This window comes from Veillonella parvula (assembly GCF_040094895.1).
GTDB classification, from domain to species: domain Bacteria; phylum Bacillota; class Negativicutes; order Veillonellales; family Veillonellaceae; genus Veillonella; species Veillonella parvula_L.
Genome location: NZ_JBBNGV010000003.1, coordinates 49,169 through 71,926, shown reverse-complemented (window position 1 = coordinate 71,926; position 22,758 = coordinate 49,169). Strand labels below are relative to the sequence as shown.

Sequence of the window (22,758 nt, the reverse complement as noted above, 5' to 3'; positions counted from 1 at the left end):
AAAGCATAATAATTGCTTTTACCTGGCTCAAACACATAGATGCCCCCTGTATTTTACAGGGGGCATCCTTTTTTGATTGAATTCTTTTATTATTATAATAGGGTGATGTACTGATTAAATAATGGTGCAGATTATTCATAGTCGGAGAGGGACTTTCACAATAACATTTATAATTGAATACACAAGAAAATTTATAATTGTATATGAAAAAGGAACTACTAGGTAGCTCCTTTAGTATTTTGGTATGTATTTAATTGTGATTATCTACCGTTTTTAACGATATTATCCATCCAGTTGAATAATTCTTCTAAATCGTAGTCACCAGAGTGATCTACATTAAATGGTGTTGCCATATCTACTCTGTACCCAAGGTTTTGAGCACGTGTACCTACGATTAAAGGAATTGCAACAGATGTATTACTGTCGGCTGTGCCATAACGAATACGATAGAATCGTGCATTTGTCGCAGCAGGAGAACCAAGATAGTTCATTGGGTTCATCATAGTAACGATCTTAGCATTTTCTACGTATACATCTTGGTTAGCTGTTGAATCGTGTAATGCAGCAGTAATGGTAAAGTGATTATTATCTGTAGTACTTGTACCAAATAGATTGTTTTCACCTGTATCATTAGCACGAGAGTCAAAGGCACCAGGCGCTTTTGAGCGACTTACAAAGTGGTTATATGCTTCCCAGTTTATGTCTTTGATAGTTCCTGTTTTATTATCTCGTACAAGGTATGTATGCTTGGATAAATCAGTACCTTTAGCTGCTGCTTTATTAGCGGCAGCAACAATAAATTCTTTTACATAATTTTTGAAAGTACCGTTACCGTTCTTGTCAAGTTTTAGTACACGACCTAGAGAGTCACGTAATTGTAAGTTATTTACGTAATCAGGGAAGTGTTCGCTGAGCATTTTAGAGTATGATAGATTGTCTGCATTCAAGTTTACACGTTGCATCGTGCGTTGTGGTGGAGCAGAGTTGCCACCTACATTAGCTTGTGGTAATTCGCCTTGGCCCATAGTTACTTTGTTAAAGGATGTGATACCATTATAGCTCCATTCGTAAGCCATATCAGCCGCATCAAGGTTAGTGATAGGGGCATACGCAGATACTGCGTATACATTAGTTGCCGCTGTAGCTGCACCTAATGCTTGTAAATATGGTTGGAAGTCGGAACTGTTACCAGTTGCACCTTGTAACAAGGATACACCACCGCCTGCACTTGTACCATTTGTGATAATGCGGTTTGCATTACCTGGCATAGCGGAATCGTTAGCGTGTAAGTAGGCTGTAGCCGCTTGTAAGTCAACGATTACTGCCGGGGCCTTACCGATGAAGTTGCCATCGGAAGCTTTATTGGTACGACCACGAGTAGATGGGGAAGCTACTACATAACCACAGGATAATGCGTAAAGAACACTGTTAGGTTTTCCATTTTCCACCTTAGGCGTCATAGCTTGGCTCGGCATGTAACCACCTACTGCATTTGGCATGAAGATAGGGGCTGTTTGGGTATTGTAACCATTGATTGTACCGTTGTTGAAATATTCCTCTGGTACATAAATGTTCATGTATTGCTGATCTATGTCGATTGGATTAGCCACGTAAGGGATATACTCGAAGGCGCGATATTTAATTTCCTTATTATCTACTGTGGTAGACATGGATTCATAATTTTTCGCGTCGAAAGCAAGACTAATCTTTGCAGACGCATCAGCTTGCAATGGGGGTTCAATTGGTTGGGAGAGAATATTTTTCTCTTCTGTAACAGTAGAGCCCTTTGTGGAAGCTTCATTACGAGCGTTTACATAAGATTGCGGTAATTTACTTTCTTGAACCTGTTTAGTCTCTGCGTCAGATTTAGCTTTTGCTTCGGCTTCAGATTGAGCTTTAGCCTTAGCCTCGGCTTCAGCCTGAGCTTTAGCAGCAGCATCTACTTCTGCTTTAGCTTTTGCCTCTGCTTCAGCTTGCGCTTTAGCAGCAGCGTCTGCTTCTGCTTTAGCTTTTGCCTCTGCTTCAGCCCGAGCTTTAGCTGCAGCGTCTGCTTCTGCTTTAGCTTTTGCCTCTGCTTCAGCCTGAGCTTTAGCTGCAGCTGCCGCTTCTTCTTTTGCTAGTTGTTCAGCAGCTAAACGTTCTTGTTCTTCTTGGATCACAGCTTGTCTTGCAAGTTCCGCTTGTTTAGCAGCAATACGTTCTTGCTCCGCTTTTATAGCGGCTTCGCGTTCAGCTTTAGCTTTCTCGGCCGCGATACGCTCTTGTTCAGCTTTTAAAGCTGCTTGCCGTTGAGATTCAGCCTGTTGTGCGGCGATACGTTCTTGTTCTGCTTTAATAGCTGCTTGGCGTTGAGCTTCAGCCTGTTGAGCTGCCATACGTTCTTGTTCTGCTCTAATAACTGCTTGTCGTTCGGCTTCAGCTTTAGCGGCGGCTTCAGCACGTTGGCGAGCTGCTTCTTCAGCCGCTAAGCGTTCTTCTTCAGCCTGTTGAGCGAGGATACGCTCACGTTCAGCTTTTAAAGCCGCTTGGCGTTGAGCTTCCGCTTGTTGAGCAACGATACGTTCTTGTTCTGCTTTAATAGCTGCTTGGCGTTGAGCCTCGGCTTGTTGAGCAACGATACGTTCTTGTTCTGCTTTAATAGCTGCTTGGCGTTGAGCCTCGGCTTGTTGAGCGGCGATACGTTCTTGTTCCGCTCTAATAGCAGCTTGTCGTTGAGCCTCGGCTTGTTGAGCGGCGATACGTTCCTGTTCAGCTCTAATAGCTGCTTGACGTTGCGCCTCGGCTTGTTGAGCGGCGATACGTTCCTGTTCAGCTCTAATAGCCGCTTGACGTTGAGCTTCAGCTTGTTGAGCTGCCGCCATACGCTCTTGTTCAGCGCGTAAAGCTTCTTGTCGTTGCGCCTCAGCTTGTTGAGCGGCGATACGTTCCTGTTCAGCTCTAATAGCCGCTTGACGTTGCTCCTCGGCTTGTTGAGCGACGATACGTTCTTGCTCTGCTCTAATAGTCGCTTGACGTTGCGCCTCGGCTTGTTGAGCGGCGATACGTTCTTGCTCAGCTCTAATAGCAGCTTGGCGTTGCGCCTCGGCTTGTTGAGCCGCTAAACGTTCTTGATTTGCTTGTTGCTCAGCAATACGGCGTTGTTCCTCTTGGATACGGATGCGTTCTAGCTCAGCCGCTTGACGGCGTTCTTCTGCAATACGAGCTTGCTCAGCTTGTTGAGCCGCAATACGTTCCTGTTCAGCACGTAAAGCCGCTTGTCGTTGTGCCTCGGTTTGCTGAGCTACCACACGTTCTTGTTCCGCCCGCAAAGCTTCTTGCCGTTGTGCTTCTGCTTGTTGTTGTGCTTGTAGTGCTGCTTGCCGTTGAGCTTCAGCTTGTTTTTGAGCGAGTTGTTGTTGATCAACTTGTGATACATTTTCTTGTTGAGCTGCTTCTTCCGCGGCTAGTTGAGCTAAACGTTCACGCTCAGCTCGTTGAATATCTCGAATCGTAAGCCTCTGTTTTGCTACTACGGCTTTTGTTACTGTAGTATTAGATACAGTTAATGGCGCTATGGATTCTTGTTGAATAACAACAGGCGTACGCTGTACTTGTGTAGTTTGTACTTGTTGCTTACCATCTACTGGTTTCTCTACAGTAACAGGTTCAGTTTTTCGCTGTACATTTATCAAGCTGTGCATTGCTAATGTAGGTTCCATGACAGCCTTTGTATCTTTATTGACAACATACTGAGGTTGAGCTTGAACCTGTTGTTGAGATTGCATTGGTACTACTTGTTGCGGTACTGCTTGTAATGGTGTAACTTGTTGAGTTTGTATAGGGCTAACCGTTGCTGGTTGCATCACGTAGGATGGTTGAGGTTGTGCCATCGATGGTGCTTGTTGTTGTACAATGGTGGCTGGTTGTGGTGTAGTTGGTAAGACTGGCTGAGTTGCCATTGGTTTCACGACTGGAGTTGCTACACTTGTAGTACTTTGTGTCGTTGATTCAGCACTGGTACTCGTACCTACTAAATCATTCATGTTAAGTGTAGGCTCTGCATGGGCAACACCACCCAGCGCAGCTGCGGCAAGAAATGCAGCAGTAACCTTACAATTTTTGGATGATTTCATGAATTAGTTCTCCGAACTAGATTTCTAATAATAATTTATAATTTTAAAGTTAATTAATATTTATATAGTTTAACATAAATCGATGTAATTGTACAGTTTTGAGGATTTGCTTCCACTTTTGAAAGTAGTTTTGATAATGAATTATAAAATAATATTAATTATTTTTGAATATAAGAAAAGGACTAGAGCACGTATATTTTTGAACTATACCTCCTAAATTATGTCCAATTTTAGGTCAGTTCAGAATACGTATATTCTAGTCCTTTTACTATATCTACTAGTGTGACACTAGCTTTTACCATCATAAGAGTCATTAATCAATTAGTCGCTAAATGTTAACTATTAGTTACTAACTGCTAATCGTCGAAACTCATCATAAACAATCAACAATTATCAGCCATCAATCAATCATATATAAGCTATAATTGATGGTTAATTTTAATGATTTATTTTGTGATACTATTTTTTAAGCTTGGCTTTACAAGTGCTAAGATAAAGCAAGCCACAACGGAACCGATTGCGATGGACGCAAGGTATAGTAGTGGATTACCAATTGTTGGTACTACAAAAATGCCGCCGTGTGGAGCGCGTAGTGTGCATTCGAAGAACATGGATAACGCACCGGCTGTACCAGCACCGATAATACAAGCTGGTAATACGCGAACTGGATCGGCTGCTGCAAATGGGATGGCACCTTCTGTGATGAAGGAAAGGCCCATGATGTAGTTTGTGATACCAGATTTACGTTCAGCCTCTGTGAAGCGGCTAGGGAAGAATGTAGTACAAAGAGCGATTGCCAATGGAGGAACCATACCGCCTGCCATGACAGCCGCCATAATACCGTATTCGCCAGTTGCAAGAGCACCAGTACCGATAACATAAGCCGCTTTGTTTACAGGGCCGCCCATGTCAACGGACATCATAGCACCAAAGATAAGACCTAACAATACGCGGCTCGTTGTGCCCATGGATTGCAAGGAGTCCATCAACCAGTGGTTAAGTGCGGATACAGGAGGATTGATGATAAAGGTAATGGCGATACCAATGAATAATACGCCAAGCACAGGGTAGAAGAGAACCGGTTTTGTACCTTCTAAGGCTTGAGGTAAACCAGATACTAATTTCTTAACTAATAATACCAAATAACCTGCTGCGAAACCGGCAATCAATGCACCTAGGAAACCAGAGCCACCTTGGTTAGCTAATAAGCCTCCAACAAAACCAGCTACAAGACCTGGACGGTCCGCAATACTCATAGCGATGTAACCCGCTAATACGGGTAACATGAAGCCAAAGGAAGCGCCACCGATTTGCATTAAGAAAGCTGCAAGAGGTGTACCGGAACCAAAGTTTTTAGGATTTGCTGGGTCGAATACATCGAATAAAAAGGCAAGGGCAATTAAGATACCGCCACCGATAACGAATGGCAACATGTGGGAGACACCATTCATCAAATGTTTGTAGATTTGACGACCAAAGTTATCTGCCGCATCGAATGCAGCCACTGCACCATTTTTGTCAGATGGGGAAGCATGGTATACAGGTGCTGTACCAGCCATAGCTTCACGCAATAACTCTTCCGCTTTATTGATGCCGTTCGCAACCTTAGTTTGAATCATAGGTTTGCCATCAAAGCGTGCCATCTCTACTTGACGGTCAGAAGCTACGATAATGCATTTAGCGTGCTCGATTTCTTCTGCTGTAAGAGCGTCTTTAACACCAGATGCACCATTCTTTTCTACTTTTAAAGAAACACCCATTTCTTTAGCTTTGCGTTCTAAAGATTCAGCCGCCATATAGGTATGTGCAATGCCTGTAGGGCAGCCAGTAACAGCAAGTACATCATAATGCGGGTTATCTACAGAAATCTTAGGTGCTACCTTTTCAATTGCTTCTGTAGCCTTTGCTTCGATAGCATCGGTAATGCTGGTTGCTTTTTGATCCTCTGCTGGTTTGATATATCCTTCTACGGATGGGTCAAAGTTTCCTTCTTCTTTAGCTGTAATGAGCTCTAAGAATCGATCAACAGTAGCCGCTTGAATTAGGGCTTCTTTGAAGTCTGGGTCAATCACCATAGTTGCTAGTTTGCTTAATACCTCTACATGAGTGTCAGCGGCGCCTTCTGGAGCTGCAATCATGAAGAATAGGCGGGAAGGTTGACCATCAAGCGCTTCAAAATCTACACCGTTAGGCACGACCATAGCGGCGAGGCCTGGTTCTTTTACTCCTGCAGATTTAGCATGTGGTGTGGCAATACCGTCGCCAAGGCCTGTAGAACCAGACTCTTCACGAGCGAAGACAGCTTTTAAATATTCTGCCTTGTCTGTCAAATAGCCTCCTTTGTCCATCAATTCACCTAAGGTGTAAATGGCGTCAGCTTTTGTGACAGGATCTGCATTCAGTAGGATAGATTGAGGTTTTAATAGATCAGTGATTTTCATATGTGTACTCCTTGATGCACATAAAATATAAAACTATTTAACTCGTACTTGTGAAAGCAGTGTTTCTACTTCTTCAAGGGTTGCGAGGTTTTCAGAGTAAGCGGAGGCAGAGCCACTGGAGATACCCCAATAGAGCGCCTCTTGTAAGTCACCCGTCTTTTCATAGCCCGTAATAAAGCCGGCTACCATGGAGTCGCCAGCACCTACGGAATTCACGAGAGTTCCTTTAGGGGCAGGACTGGTATATACAGTGCCGTCAGCGGACACCAAAATAGCACCATCACCAGCCATGGAGATGAGCACGTGTTGTGCGCCTTTCTCTTGCAATGTTTTTGCTGCTTCTACAAGCTGATCTTTTGTAGATAAAGTGCGCCCAAAGATTTCACTAAGCTCGTGATTATTTGGCTTAATTAAAAATGGTTTATAAGGCAAGACTTTTGTGAGTAGATCCTTTGTAGCATCGACTACGATGCGAATATTTTTATGTTGTAAGCGCTCCATAATGAGTTCGTACATATCGCTTGGTAGGCTAGAAGGAATGCTGCCAGCAAGGATTAAGGTGTCCTTTTCGGTCAACGCATCAAGCTGTTTGTATAGAGCTTCTAATTCGTCGGTACCGATGATTGGGCCGCGGCCATTAATCTCTGTTTCCTCATCAGAGGCTTTTACCTTAACATTGATGCGGGTTAATCCTTCGCGAAGCCGGATGAAATCTTCTTTCACGCCGAATTTCTTGAGTTGTGTTACGATTTCTTCGCCTGTAAACCCTGCGATGAAGCCGAGTGCTGTCGTATCCATGCCAAGATTGTTGAGCACGATAGATACGTTGATACCTTTGCCACCACCGAGAACGTATTCTTGGATGGTGCGATTAATAGTACCCGTCTTGAGGTGATCAAGGCGCACGATATAATCGAGAGCTGGATTAAAGGTAATGGTATAAATCATACAATTTCCCCTTTTGAGATAATACTAATTAGCGTATGATTGGTTGATCTTGCTTCCGTAATCGTAACCAATAGATGAGTGGTACTAGATATAGGAAGAAGGCAAATGGTACATAACCTGTTGAACTTGTACCCATCATGACAATGGGCACGTAGGCAGCGATATTCCATGGTTGTAATGGAGCGATGAGAATGCCACTATTTTCAAAGTCTAGCATTACATCTTCGTCTTGAATACCTTGCTGTGCGTAGGTAATACGCATAATAGAGTGCGTCATAACTACCGCAATAGCTTGGCTGCATCCAACCGCACCTGTTAAGAAAGCAAGACCTACATTGGCAGCAAATACATCGCTCCGTGTTTTAGCTCGCTCTAACAGTTGTCGTATATCGTTCCAGAAGCCAACCCCTTCGAGCATGCCTGAAATGGCAGTAGCCATAAAAATTGAAAGGGTAGGGATAAACATCGTTTGTAGACCGCCGCCATGAATGATATTAGCTAGTGGATTATAGTGCGGTAGTTCAAAGCCTGTTAAGGTATACCATCCCAACTCTGAGAGGCTCGCATCCTGATTGGTATAGGCTAGAATGGCCGCCGCTAATGCACTGAGTCCGATAGGCCAACGGATAGATACTTTCAAAGGCAATAGACCAATGACGATGATGACTGGAATCCATAATGTCCAATCGATATTGAAAATAAAGTGAATTGTATCGGATAGTAAACTATTTTCGTAATTGAGTGGGTACCACTGAGATAGTAATAGATACAACACTGTAGAGATGATGAGTGCTGGAATACCATCTTTAAACATAATGGGAATATTCGTCGATACCTTTGTATGGGTCAAGGCCGCTACAAGAGATGCACTAGAGGATAGTGGACCGTTTCGATCACCAAAGTAAGCACCTGCAATAATGGCACCAACTACGATATTTTCTGGAATACTTCCAGCTCTTGCCATGGTGATGAGTACGATGCCTATCGTTCCTACAGTGCCCAGTGCAGTACCTAACAGCATACTCACTATGGCTGTTATTAAAAAGGCACAGACGATAAAGATGGATGGATCAATTAAATCGATACCTGTGGCGATAATCATAGGAATAACGCCTGCTGCTTGCCACATGGCGATGAGCCAACCGATGAGAAGGAAGATTTGCATCACTATGATGGATGTTTTCGCACCTGTCCAAGATAGGTTTAATAATTCTTTTAGGGCATATCCTTTGCGGTAGAACACGTAGGCCATGATGCTCCATACGACAATCAAGGCATAACCAATAGCGATGCTATTGGCTACGGCTATGAGGATGACGAGAATGGATGCAAGTAGTCCCAAAAGGGGCTCTATATTCCGTGGTATGAGTGTGCGACCCTGTTGGTACCTTAGGAACGCATTTAATATAAGTTGTAACCACTTCATTTTAATCGATAGGAAGTTCTGTTTCGAAGACTTCCTCAGCCGGGCCTGTCATGAGCACCGTGCCATCCTCCAAGTATGAAATATGCAATGTTCCTAAATAGAGTTCCACATCTACTTCGCGGCCTGTTAAGCCCTTTTCAAAGGACATAGCGGCAGAGGCACAAGATCCTGTTCCACAAGCTAAAGTAGCGCCAGCGCCGCGTTCCCATGTGCGCACCTTGATGTGTTTGTCGTTTACCACTTCAATGTAGTTTACATTGGTGTTGGCAGGGAAGGCATCGTGCTTTTCAAGGATAGGGCCTTGTGTTGTAACAGGGGCTTTTGTAATGTCGTCGATGAATACCTCCGTATGAGGCACACCGAGCAATACAGAACTCACTGTTACGGTTTCACCGTTTACATTGAGGTCTACGTCGATAACCTTATCCATGTTTACATTCATAGGAATGTCTTGGGCCTTAAAAAATGGTTTGCCCATGTCTACAGTAACTTGTGTGACTATACCGTTTTCGATAGTCAATGTAGGCTTCATTACGCCAGCTAAGGTTTCAATGGTGAAAGTCTCCTTCGTTGTTTCACCGTGTTCATAAGCGTATTTGGCAAAGCAACGGATGGCATTACCGCACATTTCTGCTTCACTACCATCGGAGTTGATGATGCGCATGCGCACATCACAGGTTTCGGAAGGAACTAGGATAGCAAGACCATCAGCACCAATACCCGTGCGACGATCGCAAAGGCGGATGGCGAGGTCTGTGTAGTCTTTAGACGTCCCTTGTGGGTCGGCAAAGAGGATGAAGTCATTGCCGAGACCATGCATTTTCGTTAATTTCATAAAGTCTCCTATCAATAAGTAAGACTTTCACCATGAAGCCCGTGAAAGTCTCATATGTTTATTATTATATATTCTATATTATAATATTATATCATAAATAGGTTCTAAGCATGGCATGGAATCGTATAAATTTATAGCAAAATAAAGGGAAAATAAGGAAAGCTTACAACGTTTATTGAGAGTTATAGTAAAACAAAAAATGCCCCATATGGGACGGTTATTTAAGGGAGTATAGGTATTTGGATTACTTTATTGTTTAACAGAGAAATGATAAAATAAAGAGTAATGTAGTTAATCGTAATAGAAAGAGGAACACATATGCGAATTCAAGGGATTTCTGGATCTCGTGGCGTTGCAGTAGGCAATGTATATAGATATATTCAAGAGGAAATTGTCATTCCTGATTACAATGTAACGGAAGACAAGGTAGAAGAAGAAATTGGCAAGTTTGCAACTGCTATGGCATCTACCTTAAAACAATTGGATACTATTCGTAAAAAAGCGTTGGATGAAATGGGGCCAGAAGAGGCGGCTATTTTTGAAGCGCATATGCAAATTGCTCAAGACCCATCCTTATCTGACGGAATTAAATCCCTTGTTGAGTCTAGCCATATGAATGTGGTAGCGGCTACGGCTCAAACAATTGAAACCTTTGCCAATATCTTTCTCGGCATGGAAGACGCCTATATGCGTGAACGAGGCGCAGATATTAAGGATATCGGTGATCGTTTGATGCGTAATATGTTAGGCATGAACCCTCGCGGTTTATCACATATTTCTGGCGAGGTTATCTTGGTGGCTCATGATTTGGCACCATCTGATACGGCATCCCTTGATAAAGCGGTAGTAAAAGGTATCGTTACGGCAGCAGGTGGCCCTACATCTCATGCGGCTATTATGGCTCGCACCTTAGAGATTCCTGCAGTTATGGGCGTTGGTGATATTGAAAGCTTTGCAGATGGCGATAAGGCAGTCGTTCTTGGTACGGATGGTATCGTGGAAATCAATCCATCTGATGCGGATTGGACGGAGTATACAAATCAAGCGTTGGCGTTCCAAGAAGAGTTAAAACGGTTACGCGAATCCGCTAATCTTGAAGCTACTACCATTGATGGTCATCATGTAGAACTATTCGGCAACATTGGTAAGGCGAAGGATGCTAAACATGCGCTCACTATGGGCGCACAAGGTATTGGTTTGTATCGTACAGAATTCCTTTACATGGAAAATGACGAATTGCCTGCAGAAGAAATACAATTCGAAGAGTATAAAAAGGTAGCCCAAGATATGAAGGGGCAGCCTGTTATTATCCGTACCATGGACATCGGTGGAGACAAGGAATTGAAATGCCTTGATTTACCAAGTGAAATGAATCCATTCCTAGGATATCGCGCTATTCGTATATCCTTAAATCGTCCAGACATCTTTAAGGTACAATTGCGTGCCTTATTACGAGCTAGTGCGTTTGGTGATATTCACATCATGTATCCTATGATTGCTTCCGTTGAGGAAGTGAAGCAAGCGAATGCTATGCTTAGTGAATGTAAGGAGGAACTGGAGGCTGAGGGTAAGGATTTCAACAAGGATATCAAGGTTGGCATCATGATCGAAGTACCAGCGGCAGCTGTTATATCTCCAATTCTTGCTAAATATGTAGACTTCTTTAGTATCGGTACGAATGATCTTTGCCAATACACATTGGCAGTAGACCGTATGAACGAAGCAATTGGTAGCTTGTATCAACCATTGCATCCAGGTGTGTTACGTCTTATTAAGCACGTCATTGATGCTAGTCATGAACAAGGTAAATTTACAGGCATGTGTGGTGAGCTTGCTAGTGATCCTGTGGCGACCATGATTCTATTAGGTCTTGGCCTCGACGAATTCTCCATGACTGCTTCTTCGATTCCTCTTATTAAAAATATCTTGCGTTCTGTTTCCAAAGCAGAATGTGAAGAGGTGGCAAATAAAGCACTTACTATGGACACAGCAGAAGAAATTACAGAATACGCTAAATCTGTATTAGCTGAAAAAGGTTTACTATAATCCAGTTTTGCCTTAAATAGAATCATTATATAGCAAATAAGATGTAATATACTTGAATTGAAATACTTGATATTGATACAATATATCTATTAGAACGTATAAGATAGGCTCTGCCTATCGAGATAGAAAGAGGTTATCATGAAAGAATTAACAGTAGAAATTACTAACGAATCTGGTTTACATGCTCGTCCTGCTACAGCCTTCACACAATTGGCTGCTAAGTTTGCTTCTAAAGTGACTATTGCTGCCAATGGCAAAACAGCGGATGCTAAGTCTATCTTAACTGTATTGACTTTGGGTGCTACAAAAGGTACATCCGTTACATTGACTGCTGACGGTGCTGACGAAGATGATGTACTCGCTGCATTGAGCGAATTCTTAACAACTAACCACGATTAATATTGGGGTAATAAAAAGGACCCTACATTTTGAACTGCACCTCCCAAAATTATGTCTAATTTTTGGGTGCAATTCATTTGTAGAGTCCTTTTTTATTTACCCATATTTGCAAAGCGTTCTACAGCTTTTGTAAAGTCGCTAATGGTTTTTTCTACGTCACCATGTTCGATACCATCTCGTACGCAGTGGTTGATATGTCCTTCAAGAATTACTTGTCCTACTTTATGTAGTGCAGATTTAGCTGCATTAATTTGGCTCAACACATCTTCGCAGGGAATGTCTTCTTCAATCATTCGATCAATAGCTTGCACTTGACCTAAGATTTTACGCAATCGACGATGCAGATTTTCTGAATCCATACACTGTTTCATATTACTCCTCCATAGGCATGTTTTTATCATCTCATATATTATACTCTATTTAAAGTTTTTAATACAACTTAATAAGTATAACTAATATGCATTAATCGGTATTTATAGATATATAGTGTCGTGCCGTTATAAGATATATTAAATATATTTGTAGTATGAGTGGACGTAAAAACTAGTGTTTTACATATCTTCTTCTTGATTGATGTGATACAATACATTTAATATACTTTATATTTGTATATGTATATAAGGTATTGTATAGATGGCTAGATTATAAACTTATGTTTACATGTGTTTATATTACAGACCTTTAAGAAATAGGTGAAAGAAATGAAAGTATTTCGCTACCTTCGAAACCTAGTTGTATTCGTGGTGGTCATGATTTTGGCTATGTTTATATATGACGGATACCATAGCTTTCAAGGGACAAATCGTGAGAGTAAAGCTCATACACTTGTTGAAAAACAAATAGAACAAAGTGAAGACACGCTCAGTCGTACGGATCGAATTATACGACTGTTTACATTTAGAGATAAAGTACAGATAGCTCTTAATCAACGTGTTTCAAAAGAGCATTGGGTGAAAGGGGATGTTATTCCTGAGTATACAAAAAATGCATTAATCGCTATTGAAGATAAGCGGTATTATAAACATGGAGCTATTGATGTACTCGGTATTATTCGCGCCTTGTACACAAATACCATAGCAGGTGAAACCTTGGAAGGCGGTAGTACTATTACACAACAACTTGTAAAAAATCTGTTCCTTTCCTCAAAGCGCATCATGAGTCGTAAGGTAGAAGAGGCCATCCTCGCTAGCGAGATGGAACATTACTATTCTAAGGAAGAAATTTTAACTATGTATTTGAATACCGTATATTATGGTCATAATTATTATGGTATCTACGAAGCAGCTCACGGATACTTTGGGACGAGTCCCAGTCGATTAACATTGGGGCAAAGCGCTTTGCTCGCTGCATTACCCAATGCACCGTCCTATTTAGATCCTTACACGAACTATGAAGGGGCTAAAGCTCGACAAAAGCTGGTGCTCGAACAAATGGTAGACCAAGGTATGATTACACAAGCCGAGGCAGACTATGCGTATGAACAAGAGTTGGGGCTAATAGAAGAATAATTGAATATATATCTTATAATCTCTGTTGGCTAATTAATAATTGGCTAACAGAGATTTTTTTGATACATTTGTGTTATTAAGATGTTTTTTAGAGAGAATTTCGAGCATAAGGAGAGTAGATATTGGATAATGTTGAATTAAAACAGTATGAGCAAGGTAATTTTTCCTCTATTTATATAGGAGCAAAACCTATTATTAAGTTTGCCATGCTTAGACTTGAGAATTTTATATCTTATTATTTGAGGGGACCCGGAGGATTAGACTATAAATCTGAGGTTCATGATGTTGAGTCCTATGCTCGTGAAATTTTTTATATTGAACAGGCTGATGCTAATAAAATAGAAAACTGGATAGTTTATTACGATGATGAACATAATTGTATGGCCATTAGACATTGCTTTTGGAACAAAGCGTTAGATAGAGAACAAATAATGAATGAAGAGTCTTTGCGAGTTGCTGTTAGAGAGCAATGCATTGTGGATTCAATCCCACATATTCAAAATGAGACCGTTATAGGTGTAAATGAAATAGATAAAAATAATATTTTAAATACTATAAATGCCTTCGATACAGCGATATCTGAGATGAATATATTAAAGCTATTTAGCAATGTAGACTACAGTACAGGTGATTATAGAATTTCTAGGTCTTATGATTTAGATGTTCGTATTGAAGCGATTATTAATGAAGCTCAAAATGAGCTTTACTCGGCTATAGGTGAAATTCAGTCTTTAATAGTTAATACTTTAAAAGCATCAATAAATACAACTACAGATTATAAGGTAGCTTTAGATTACCAGTTTTCACCTATTGATATTGTTTGAACAGACATAACCTATCGTGGGAATCAAAAACTATGAAAATAATTATTAACGGGAAACGAAATATTGAATTTTACTTTTTAATGATTGCATTAGGAACAATTCAAGCCTATAGATATAATTGTATTAACTTAAATATATTAGAGTCCTTATTTTATAGGATGGATATGTTAGAACTAATCGATGAAATGAGTTTATCATCTGAACTTAAGGAAATTACATTTCAAGGTATGGCACTAGAGGATGTTGAGTCGTGGGTTGGAGGTGTAATTCCGACTACATTATTAGTGGATACTATAAATAGTATAGATTTTGAGTGCAAAGCTTTGTTGCTCAGTCCAGTATATCGCGCTTGCTTTGATTCTTTTAATTTATTTGAGGTGGTGAATAAAGAAGCAGAAAGTCTTACAATTGATTTTGACTCCTTATTAAGTTTTGAGTACGTTAATACTGTTTTCTTATTAGGTTATACTTTGTTTTTGGCAGAACTTGATGATTACTTTAATGATGTGTTTCTTGTTCTTAAAGAGAATATTCTTCAGAATATTAAGGTGTTAGACTTCGAATATTCTGATGAATTTAATGAAGTTATCCAGCAATTTGATAGAATTGACATTGATAATGATGTATTAAATATCAAACGGCAGAAAATACATCTAAATATAATAGAAATAAATATTAGAGATTATTTTTATTGCGTCCCAAAGAATAAAGTAGATGTTAACTTTACTTTTAGTAAAGTTAATGAATTAACATATCATGTGATTTCTAATGAGGATACCCGTATAAATTAATATAGTGTTAGTATTTATTTCGTAGTAAGAAATTAAGCTATATCTGATTTTAGATTACTCGATATAGCTTTTTATGTTTTTTAGTTCGGTTTCGAAATATATTATTAAAATGAATAAAAATAATGCTTGCATTTATAATTATACAGGTGTATACTATTTTTTGTCAGAAGGAGAAAATGCCTGTCGGAATAGAAAATACCACGGTGCTTTCACAATTATCTGATATTGTATTGATTATATGAGTCTAAATAGATAGTGGTTTGTGAGGTGTTATCATGGGTAAAGCAAATAAAGTAGTACTCGCGTATTCTGGTGGTTTAGATACTTCTGTTATCATTCCTTGGTTGAAAGAAAATTATGGCGCTGAAGTTATTGCTGTGTGTGTAGACTTGGGCCAACCTGAGGATTATGATGCAGTTGAGAAAAAAGCGATTAAATCTGGTGCTTCTAAAGCGTATATCGTTGATGCTAAGGAAGAGTTTGTAAAAGATTATATTTGGCCTACTGTAAAAGCTGGTGCAATCTACGAAGGTAAATATTTATTAGGTACATCCTTCGCGAGACCTTTAATTGGTAAAATTCTTGTAGATATTGCAAAAAAAGAAGGCGCTGATGCAATCGCTCATGGTGCGACTGGTAAAGGTAATGACCAAGTTCGTTTTGAGTTGACTATCAAAGCATTAGCTCCTAACATGAAAATCATCGCTCCTTGGAGAGAATGGGATTTGAAATCTAGAACAGACTGTATGGAATATGCTGCTAAACACGATATTCCAGTTGTAGCTACAAAATCTCATCCATATTCTATGGACCAAAACGTATGGCATTTGTCCCATGAAGGCGGCGATCTTGAAAATCCAGCAAATGCACCTAAAGATGATGTGTACTTGGTAACACATACACCTGAACAAGCTCCAGATGAAGCTGGTTATGTAACTGTATCCTTCAAAGAAGGTGTACCTGTAGCTGTAGATGGTCAAGAAGGTACTCCATTACAAATATTAGAAAAACTCAACGAAATCGGTGCACACTATGGTGTAGGCGTTGTAGATATCGTCGAAAATAGATTGGTAGGCATGAAATCCCGTGGCGTTTATGAAAACCCAGGTGGCTCTATCATCATGTATGCTCATAGAGAACTTGAATACCTATGCCTCGACAGAGCTACATACCACTACAAAGAACTCATTGCTAACAAATACGCTGAACTCGTATATGATGGCATGTGGTTCGCACCATTGATGAACGCGTTACAAGCGTTTGTTGACGAAACTCAAAAAACTGTAACAGGTGAAGTAAAACTTAAATTGTACAAAGGAAATATCATTTCTGCAGGTAGTACTTCTCCATATTCTTTGTACAGCGAAGATTTCGTAACATTCGAAGAAGATGATGTATACGATCAATCTGATGCAGAAGGTTTCATCAACTTGTTCGGTTTACCTCTCAAAATTAATGCATTGATGAAAGAGAAAGCAGGTAAATAATGGCTAAATTGTGGGGCGGGCGTTTCACAAAAGGCACTGATAAAGCGGTAGAGGATTTTACATCCTCTATCGCTTTTGATGCGCGGATGTACGCCGAAGATATTGCAGGCAGCAAGGCTCATGCGACTATGCTGGCAAAACAACATATTATCTCCGACGCAGATCGAGATGCTATTTTAGTAGGTTTAACGAAGATTAAAAATCAGATTGATAAAGGAGAGTTTCCGTTCTCCGTGGCTCTTGAAGATATTCATATGAATATTGAAAAACGCCTTACTGATGATATCGGTGAAGCTGGTGGTCGTTTGCATACAGGCCGCAGCCGTAATGACCAATGTGCAGTAGACTTGCACATGTACGTGCGTAAAGCTGTTGTGGAAATGGGTGAACTCATCGTAGATATGCAGAAGGCTCTCATCGAAACAGCTGAAAAGTATAGTGATGTTATCATGCCTGGCTATACGCATTTACAACGGGCTCAACCTGTATTGTTTGGGCATCATATGATGGCCTATTTCTCTATGTTGGAACGTGATTTTGATCGTTTGTTGATGGTATTCAAACATGCTGACATCATGCCACTTGGGGCCGGCGCATTAGCTGGTTCTACATACGGCATTGATCAAACATATACGCAAAAGCTTTTGGGCTTTTCTCGTATTTACGAAAATAGTATGGACGCCGTATCTGACCGTGACTACGTAGTTGAATTCTTGTCCTTTGCATCTCTAGTAATGATGCATTTGAGTCGTCTTAGCGAAGAGTTGATCTTGTGGTCTACCAATGAGTTCAATTTTATTGAACTTGATGATGCTCACTGCACGGGCTCTAGTATTATGCCGCAAAAGAAAAATCCTGACGTTTGCGAGCTGGTTCGTGGTAAAACAGGCCGTACCTATGGTCATTTGTTAGGCCTTTTAACAACTTTGAAAGGCTTGCCTCTTACATACAACAAGGATATGCAAGAGGATAAAGAAGGTATCTTCGATGCTATTGATACAGTACACTTCGCATTGTCCATTAATGCGGCTATGATTCGTGGTATGAAGGTCAATGGGGCTCATATGAAAGCAGTCTTGGATGACGACTTCTCCAATGCTACAGATATGGCGGATTATCTTGCGAAGAAAGGTGTTCCATTCCGTGAAGCCCATGAAATCGTAGGTAATGCGGTGCATCATTGCATCGAAAAAGGTTGTGTACTCCTTGATCTATCCGTAGAGGACTTCAAAGCTATTTCCAACCATTTTGATGCAGATATTCTTGACGCTATCTCCATCGAAGCTTGTGTTGCAGGTCGTAATAACTATTCTGGTACGGCTCCAGAATGTGTGGAACGACAACGTAATAATGGTAAAATCATTATCGCTGCTGAGGAAAAGCAAATTGCTGAATGGAAAGAAATCGTTGAATCTGTAGAAGAGTAGAGCTTAGTGCGGAATAAGTAGTAGATAAAAATAAAGAATAGTTATCAATAAAATCTGGAAAAATAAGATCGATATACATATAAGGATTTCATTAAGGGTCTAATATTGCCCATTATACTTATATGTATATCGATTTTTTATTTAAAAGCTAGACGATACCTATAAAGCCCAAAATTCTAATTGATAATCCACTATTAAAATGATGTATTTACATGTACATATGTAGTGGACTGTGAGAGAATAATAGTCTTGTACTAGGACACTATAACCGTGATAGATAGGAAAAATTACATCTATACACAGAATAAAATGGGGTAAAAATATACTTTGCTACGATTAAAATGAGTTCTGTTCGATTTTGATGATAAATTACCTATGATTTATTCAATTCGTGTAATATGCCTTGTCCGCCAATAAAGTACTTTTATTTTGGTTTCATAGGTGTTATTATTTAACTCGTAATAAGAATAAAAACGGTAAATTCACATTCAAGCCCATCACAGCACGAACTGAATTTACTTAGCGGTATATATATTTTAAGTGAATTATGGACGAGAAAAAATTCACCTTAGTGAAAGGGGATTGATACATGAAAACCACCGCTAAAAAAATGTCTGTATTCCAGCTAACCACAATGGTAGCAGCCAATATGCTAGGAGCTGGGATCATTATGTTACCAACTAATTTGGCTCAAGTTGGTACTATTTCAGTTTTATCTTGGCTCGTGACAGCTGTGGGTGCGCTTTTACTAGCGTATATTTTTGCTCAAGCGGGTATGTTCTCCCAAAAACAAGGGGGCATGGGCGGTTATGCAGAACATCGCTTCGGTAAAACTGGACATTTTATGGCGAGCTATGCTTACAGCATATCTCTCATCATTGCTAATATCGCCATCGCGGTATCTGCCGTAGGTTATGGCGCAGCTTTCTTTGGTGTTGACCTCAATGCGACACAAACAAGTCAAGTAACAATTGTGCTCTTGTGGTTTGCAGCGATTCTAAACTTCAGAGGGAATCGTTTCACAGGTCGACTCAGCAATATGACTATTTGGGGCTCTATTGTTCCGGTTTTATTAATCGGTACAATCGGCTGGTATTGGTTTGATCCATCTATCTATTGGGCGGCATGGAACCCAAATGATCTTCCGCTTTATGATGCGGTAAAACAATCTATTTCCCTAACTTTATGGGGCTTCCTAGGATTTGAGTCCGCAGCGGCTAATGCTGATGCTGTTGAGAATCCAAAGAAAAACGTACCTATCGCAACTGTGGCGGGTACATTAGCAGTGGCAGTGGTTTATATCTTGTCCACAAACGTTATGGCAGGTATTGTGCCTAACGTTGATTTATTAAATTCTAACGCACCATTCGGTTTGACATTCGTATACATGTTCAATGATACAATTGCAAACATCGTTATGGCTGCTATGGTTATTTCTTGCTTTGGCGCTTTGCTTTGCTGGCAATTCACATTGTCTCGCGTCTTCAAAAGTGCAGCAGAACATGGTTACTTCCCTAAAATATTCGCTCGTGTAAATAGCAAAGATGCTCCTGTTCGTGGTGTATTGATTTTACTCGCTGTTGAAACATTACTTACTTTATTCACTGCAAGCGAATCCTTGCGTGAGCAGTTTGAAATCCTAGTAAACTTAGCGGTTGTAACTAACGTAGTACCGTATGTATTGTGCATCTTGGCAGTACCTACAATGATGCGTATGGCTGGCGTAGCTGAAAGTCGTATTAAACGCTCTAATTACTTGTTCGGTATAGGCGTTCTTTACTGCCTATATGCAATCTACGCATGTGGCTTTGATGCTATGGTAGGTAGCGCAGTGGCAGTAAGCATAGGCTTGGTGATCTATGTTTTGCGTAAAGCGTGGGATACACGCAGAGCACACCGCTTACAACAAAGTATTGATTAACTGAATACATCTCGTCTTATTAGAGGCTATTACTTGGTAATAGCCTCTTTTTTATCATAATCATGCATTAGACTCATAATTAATGCGAGCTAGATATGAAAAAATATAAAGAGTATTATTATTAATCAAATTTTTGCTGTGTATAAAAAGATTTTATAATAAAGTTTTTACATTGCTTTATTATTATTAAAATTAATATATATACCGTCATATACAGTAAATATAATAAAAAATTATTTATATAAGTTAATTTATATAATTTTATGCAGGATTGTGAATTTAATCATTAATCAATATTTTTTATCAGTATAAAAATTATATTGAAAATATGCGAAATACATATACCCATAAGGGGTATATGTATTGTAAATAGAGTGTTAATATAGTATATTTATAATCGATAAAAATGAATGAACTAGTGAGTGTCGGTATTTACCGAGCGTAAAAGAGGAAAATGGGTGAAAAACCCATACTATGCAAATAGCTGTAATGAGGAGCAAGGTTTCATTATAGGGTCACTGGGAAACTGGGAAGGCCGAAATGTTGCGATGAATCAGAGTCAGAAAGCCTGCTCTAAAGGCATGGTATGCATATGCTGTGCTTAATTTGGGTTAGTCGGGCGACTAACCTTTTTTCGTTCCCTAGCCTTTAAGCTTCATCGCTATATAAAAAGCTAGTACCATTAGTTTGTCATTTGAATTGTTGTTAGTGTTTAGAGAGTTTAGGAGGCGCCTATGGGCAAACGCTTTGTCAAACAATTGGGGCAATTTATTGTTACCTTGTTTGGCATCACATTTTTGACATTTTGTCTCACCTATTTAGCACCAGGTGACCCAGTAACGATGTTACTTGAAACGGCAGATACTATCGTATCTCAGGAGCTTATCGATGAAACTCGAGCTCAGCTTGGGTTAGATAAACCATTTGTAGTACAGTATGCAAACTGGGTCGTCAATGCCGCACAAGGTGATTTAGGGATGAGTTATTCTGCTAAAAAACCAGTAGTAGATCGTATGTTGGAGGCTTTACCAGGTACATTAATGTTAGCGGGTACGGCTTTAGTATTTACGCTGCTCTATGCATTGCCTGCAGGTATTATAAGCGCCTTAAATCGTAACAAATGGGTTGATTATGTGTTGAGATTTCTATCCTTCGTAGGCGTATCTATGCCTACGTTCTGGTTAGGTCTTGTACTGATTTACATCTTCGGTCTTAAATTGGGCCTTGTACCGATTGCATCCTCTCGAGTGACTGCGTCTGGTGTTATTTTGCCCGCTATTACTTTGGCAGTTGTTGTTGGGTCTAAATACATGCGTCAAGTGCGGCTAGTTATCCTTGAGGAAATGCAAAAGGATTATGTTATTGGCGCTCGTGCTCGCGGTGTTAGTGAGATAAAAATTTTATTCGGTCATATTTTACCTAATGCGGTGTTACCACTCATCACTATTCTTGGTGTTGTTATTGGTTGGTTACTAGGTGGTGTGGCAGTCGTAGAAATGGTATTCTCTTGGCCGGGACTTGGGAATATGGCAATTTATGCTATTACTATGCGCGATTATCCATTGATTGAAGGTTTTGTGTTGTGGGTTGCTTTAGCATATATGTGTATTAACGCATTGGTTGATGCATCATATATCTTATTAGACCCTAGATTGAAAAGGGAGAGAGCATAATGGCAGAATTTATTCAAAAACATAAATTGTTCTCTTTCTATAGTGGGTTGATGATTATCATTGTTCTCATCGCTATCTTTGCACCCTGGCTTGCACCGGGCGATGCTTTCACCTCAAATATAAGTCAGGCATTGCAAGCACCAAGCAGCCAACATTGGTTTGGTACAGATAAATTAGGACGTGATGTATTATCTCGTATCATTTATGGTACTCAATTATCCTTGTTCATGGGCGTATCCATCGTCGTTATCATGGTGAGCATTGGTACTATCATCGGTGCTATAGCAGGCTATTTTGGCGGTAAAGTTGAAATGGTTCTTATGCGTTTAGCAGACATCATGTTATCATTCCCTGGTATCGTATTGGCTATTGCTATTGCTGGTATTCTAGGTGGTAGCATTGTAAATACGATTTTAGCCTTATCTGTTGTAGGTTGGGCAAAATATGCTCGTATTGTACGTTCTATGACGCTCAAGGTGCGCGGTGAGGAATATGTAACGGCTGCTGTTATGATGGGCGCATCTACGACGGCCATCATCAGACGTCATATCATTCCTAATATTATGCCTCTCGTTATTACAACAGGTGCATTAGATATCGGGGCTATCATGATTGAGGTAGCAGGTTTATCCTTCCTTGGCTTTGGTGCTCAGCCACCGACTCCAGAATGGGGTCTTATGCTTAACGAGGGTCGCCAGTACTTGCAAACGAGTCCATGGCTCATGGCATTCCCTGGTATGTCCATCCTTATCGTGGTTGCTATTTTTAATCTTTGGTCTGACTCCTTACGAGATGTAGTGGATCCAAAAAATCAAGGATAATATAGTATATCTATTCATGTTTTGAAAGCTTTTGGTGGTAATTTCTCTTGTAAAAGCTTCTATGTGAATAGGTATAAATAATGGTTTTTCCATCACTGA

16 protein-coding genes and 1 riboswitch are annotated in these 22,758 nt (G+C 40.2%); of the genes, 10 read left to right on the top strand and 6 right to left on the bottom strand.

Annotation, left to right across the window (positions count from 1 at the left end):
- Window positions 1-260: 260 nt before the first annotated feature.
- From AAAT26_RS06320 to dapF, 5 genes are all read right to left on the bottom strand, one after another.
- A complete protein-coding gene (locus AAAT26_RS06320; RefSeq protein ID WP_349208998.1) occupies window positions 261-4,112 on the bottom strand; it encodes a subtype B tannase in 3,852 nt (1,283 codons plus the stop codon).
- Window positions 4,113-4,558: 446 nt separating this feature from the next.
- The gene (locus tag AAAT26_RS06315; RefSeq protein WP_004695026.1) at window positions 4,559-6,553 is read right to left on the bottom strand and encodes a PTS fructose transporter subunit IIABC; all 1,995 of its coding nucleotides are present in this window, start codon (window positions 6,551-6,553) and stop codon (window positions 4,559-4,561) included.
- 33 nt (window positions 6,554-6,586) lie between these two features.
- Window positions 6,587-7,501: a 1-phosphofructokinase gene (gene pfkB, locus AAAT26_RS06310; RefSeq protein ID WP_101928485.1), complete on the bottom strand. Its 915-nt coding sequence runs from the start codon at window positions 7,499-7,501 to the stop codon at window positions 6,587-6,589.
- 28 nt (window positions 7,502-7,529) lie between these two features.
- Window positions 7,530-8,927, bottom strand: a complete 1,398-nt coding sequence (locus tag AAAT26_RS06305; protein WP_270278933.1) for a Na+/H+ antiporter NhaC family protein — start codon at window positions 8,925-8,927, stop codon at window positions 7,530-7,532.
- Window position 8,928: 1 nt separating this feature from the next.
- Window positions 8,929-9,762, bottom strand: coding sequence for a diaminopimelate epimerase (dapF, locus tag AAAT26_RS06300; protein WP_004695030.1), 834 nt, complete (start codon window positions 9,760-9,762; stop codon window positions 8,929-8,931).
- A gap of 318 nt (window positions 9,763-10,080) precedes the next feature.
- Here dapF and ptsP point away from each other — a divergent pair, with 318 nt between their 5' ends.
- Entirely contained in the window at window positions 10,081-11,808 is a 1,728-nt protein-coding gene (gene ptsP / locus AAAT26_RS06295) for a phosphoenolpyruvate--protein phosphotransferase (RefSeq protein WP_155085940.1), read from the top strand.
- Window positions 11,809-11,946: 138 nt separating this feature from the next.
- A complete protein-coding gene (locus tag AAAT26_RS06290; protein ID WP_215675767.1) occupies window positions 11,947-12,207 on the top strand; it encodes an HPr family phosphocarrier protein in 261 nt (86 codons plus the stop codon).
- A 92-nt stretch (window positions 12,208-12,299) separates the two neighbouring features.
- On the opposite strand, the gene AAAT26_RS06285 is transcribed toward AAAT26_RS06290, so the two are convergent.
- The gene (locus AAAT26_RS06285) at window positions 12,300-12,578 is read right to left on the bottom strand and encodes a metal-sensing transcriptional repressor (RefSeq protein WP_004697521.1); all 279 of its coding nucleotides are present in this window, start codon (window positions 12,576-12,578) and stop codon (window positions 12,300-12,302) included.
- Between the two features lie 330 nt (window positions 12,579-12,908).
- Here AAAT26_RS06285 and AAAT26_RS06280 point away from each other — a divergent pair, with 330 nt between their 5' ends.
- From AAAT26_RS06280 to nikC, 8 genes are all read left to right on the top strand, one after another.
- Window positions 12,909-13,715, top strand: coding sequence for a transglycosylase domain-containing protein (locus tag AAAT26_RS06280; protein WP_278472606.1), 807 nt, complete (start codon window positions 12,909-12,911; stop codon window positions 13,713-13,715).
- 122 nt (window positions 13,716-13,837) lie between these two features.
- The gene (locus tag AAAT26_RS06275; RefSeq protein WP_278472608.1) at window positions 13,838-14,539 is read left to right on the top strand and encodes a hypothetical protein; all 702 of its coding nucleotides are present in this window, start codon (window positions 13,838-13,840) and stop codon (window positions 14,537-14,539) included.
- Between the two features lie 32 nt (window positions 14,540-14,571).
- Window positions 14,572-15,330, top strand: a complete 759-nt coding sequence (locus tag AAAT26_RS06270; RefSeq protein ID WP_278472610.1) for a DUF3969 family protein — start codon at window positions 14,572-14,574, stop codon at window positions 15,328-15,330.
- Between the two features lie 275 nt (window positions 15,331-15,605).
- On the top strand, window positions 15,606-16,817 hold the full coding sequence (locus AAAT26_RS06265) for an argininosuccinate synthase (RefSeq protein WP_349208997.1): 1,212 nt from the start codon (window positions 15,606-15,608) through the stop codon (window positions 16,815-16,817).
- Window positions 16,817-18,244, top strand: coding sequence for an argininosuccinate lyase (gene argH, locus AAAT26_RS06260; RefSeq protein WP_004697518.1), 1,428 nt, complete (start codon window positions 16,817-16,819; stop codon window positions 18,242-18,244). The genes AAAT26_RS06265 and argH overlap by 1 nt, the downstream gene beginning before the upstream one ends.
- Window positions 18,245-18,833: 589 nt before the next feature.
- On the top strand, window positions 18,834-20,165 hold the full coding sequence (gene potE, locus AAAT26_RS06255; RefSeq protein ID WP_004697529.1) for a putrescine-ornithine antiporter: 1,332 nt from the start codon (window positions 18,834-18,836) through the stop codon (window positions 20,163-20,165).
- A 402-nt stretch (window positions 20,166-20,567) separates the two neighbouring features.
- Window positions 20,568-20,755, top strand: a riboswitch (cobalamin riboswitch).
- Window positions 20,756-20,899: 144 nt separating this feature from the next.
- Window positions 20,900-21,838 (top strand): nickel ABC transporter permease, encoded by a 939-nt coding sequence (nikB, locus tag AAAT26_RS06250; protein ID WP_004697516.1) that lies wholly within the window; start codon window positions 20,900-20,902, stop codon window positions 21,836-21,838.
- Window positions 21,838-22,659 carry a nickel transporter permease gene (gene nikC / locus AAAT26_RS06245; RefSeq protein WP_004695039.1) on the top strand — a complete coding sequence of 274 codons (822 nt, stop codon included), beginning with the start codon at window positions 21,838-21,840 and terminating at the stop codon, window positions 22,657-22,659. The genes nikB and nikC overlap by 1 nt, the downstream gene beginning before the upstream one ends.
- Window positions 22,660-22,758: the final 99 nt, after the last annotated feature.

Bases quoted from the DNA above. Each gene is read 5' to 3' on its own strand.
- AAAT26_RS06320 (WP_349208998.1), bottom strand. From the start codon at position 4,112: ATGAAATCATCCAAAAATTGTAAGGTTACTGCTGCATTTCTTGCCGCA.
- AAAT26_RS06315 (WP_004695026.1), bottom strand. From the start codon at position 6,553: ATGAAAATCACTGATCTATTAAAACCTCAATCTATCCTACTGAATGCA.
- pfkB (WP_101928485.1), bottom strand. From the start codon at position 7,501: ATGATTTATACCATTACCTTTAATCCAGCTCTCGATTATATCGTGCGC.
- AAAT26_RS06305 (WP_270278933.1), bottom strand. From the start codon at position 8,927: ATGAAGTGGTTACAACTTATATTAAATGCGTTCCTAAGGTACCAACAG.
- dapF (WP_004695030.1), bottom strand. From the start codon at position 9,762: ATGAAATTAACGAAAATGCATGGTCTCGGCAATGACTTCATCCTCTTT.
- ptsP (WP_155085940.1), top strand. From the start codon at position 10,081: ATGCGAATTCAAGGGATTTCTGGATCTCGTGGCGTTGCAGTAGGCAAT.
- AAAT26_RS06290 (WP_215675767.1), top strand. From the start codon at position 11,947: ATGAAAGAATTAACAGTAGAAATTACTAACGAATCTGGTTTACATGCT.
- AAAT26_RS06285 (WP_004697521.1), bottom strand. From the start codon at position 12,578: ATGAAACAGTGTATGGATTCAGAAAATCTGCATCGTCGATTGCGTAAA.
- AAAT26_RS06280 (WP_278472606.1), top strand. From the start codon at position 12,909: ATGAAAGTATTTCGCTACCTTCGAAACCTAGTTGTATTCGTGGTGGTC.
- AAAT26_RS06270 (WP_278472610.1), top strand. From the start codon at position 14,572: ATGAAAATAATTATTAACGGGAAACGAAATATTGAATTTTACTTTTTA.
- AAAT26_RS06265 (WP_349208997.1), top strand. From the start codon at position 15,606: ATGGGTAAAGCAAATAAAGTAGTACTCGCGTATTCTGGTGGTTTAGAT.
- argH (WP_004697518.1), top strand. From the start codon at position 16,817: ATGGCTAAATTGTGGGGCGGGCGTTTCACAAAAGGCACTGATAAAGCG.
- potE (WP_004697529.1), top strand. From the start codon at position 18,834: ATGAAAACCACCGCTAAAAAAATGTCTGTATTCCAGCTAACCACAATG.
- nikB (WP_004697516.1), top strand. From the start codon at position 20,900: ATGGGCAAACGCTTTGTCAAACAATTGGGGCAATTTATTGTTACCTTG.
- nikC (WP_004695039.1), top strand. From the start codon at position 21,838: ATGGCAGAATTTATTCAAAAACATAAATTGTTCTCTTTCTATAGTGGG.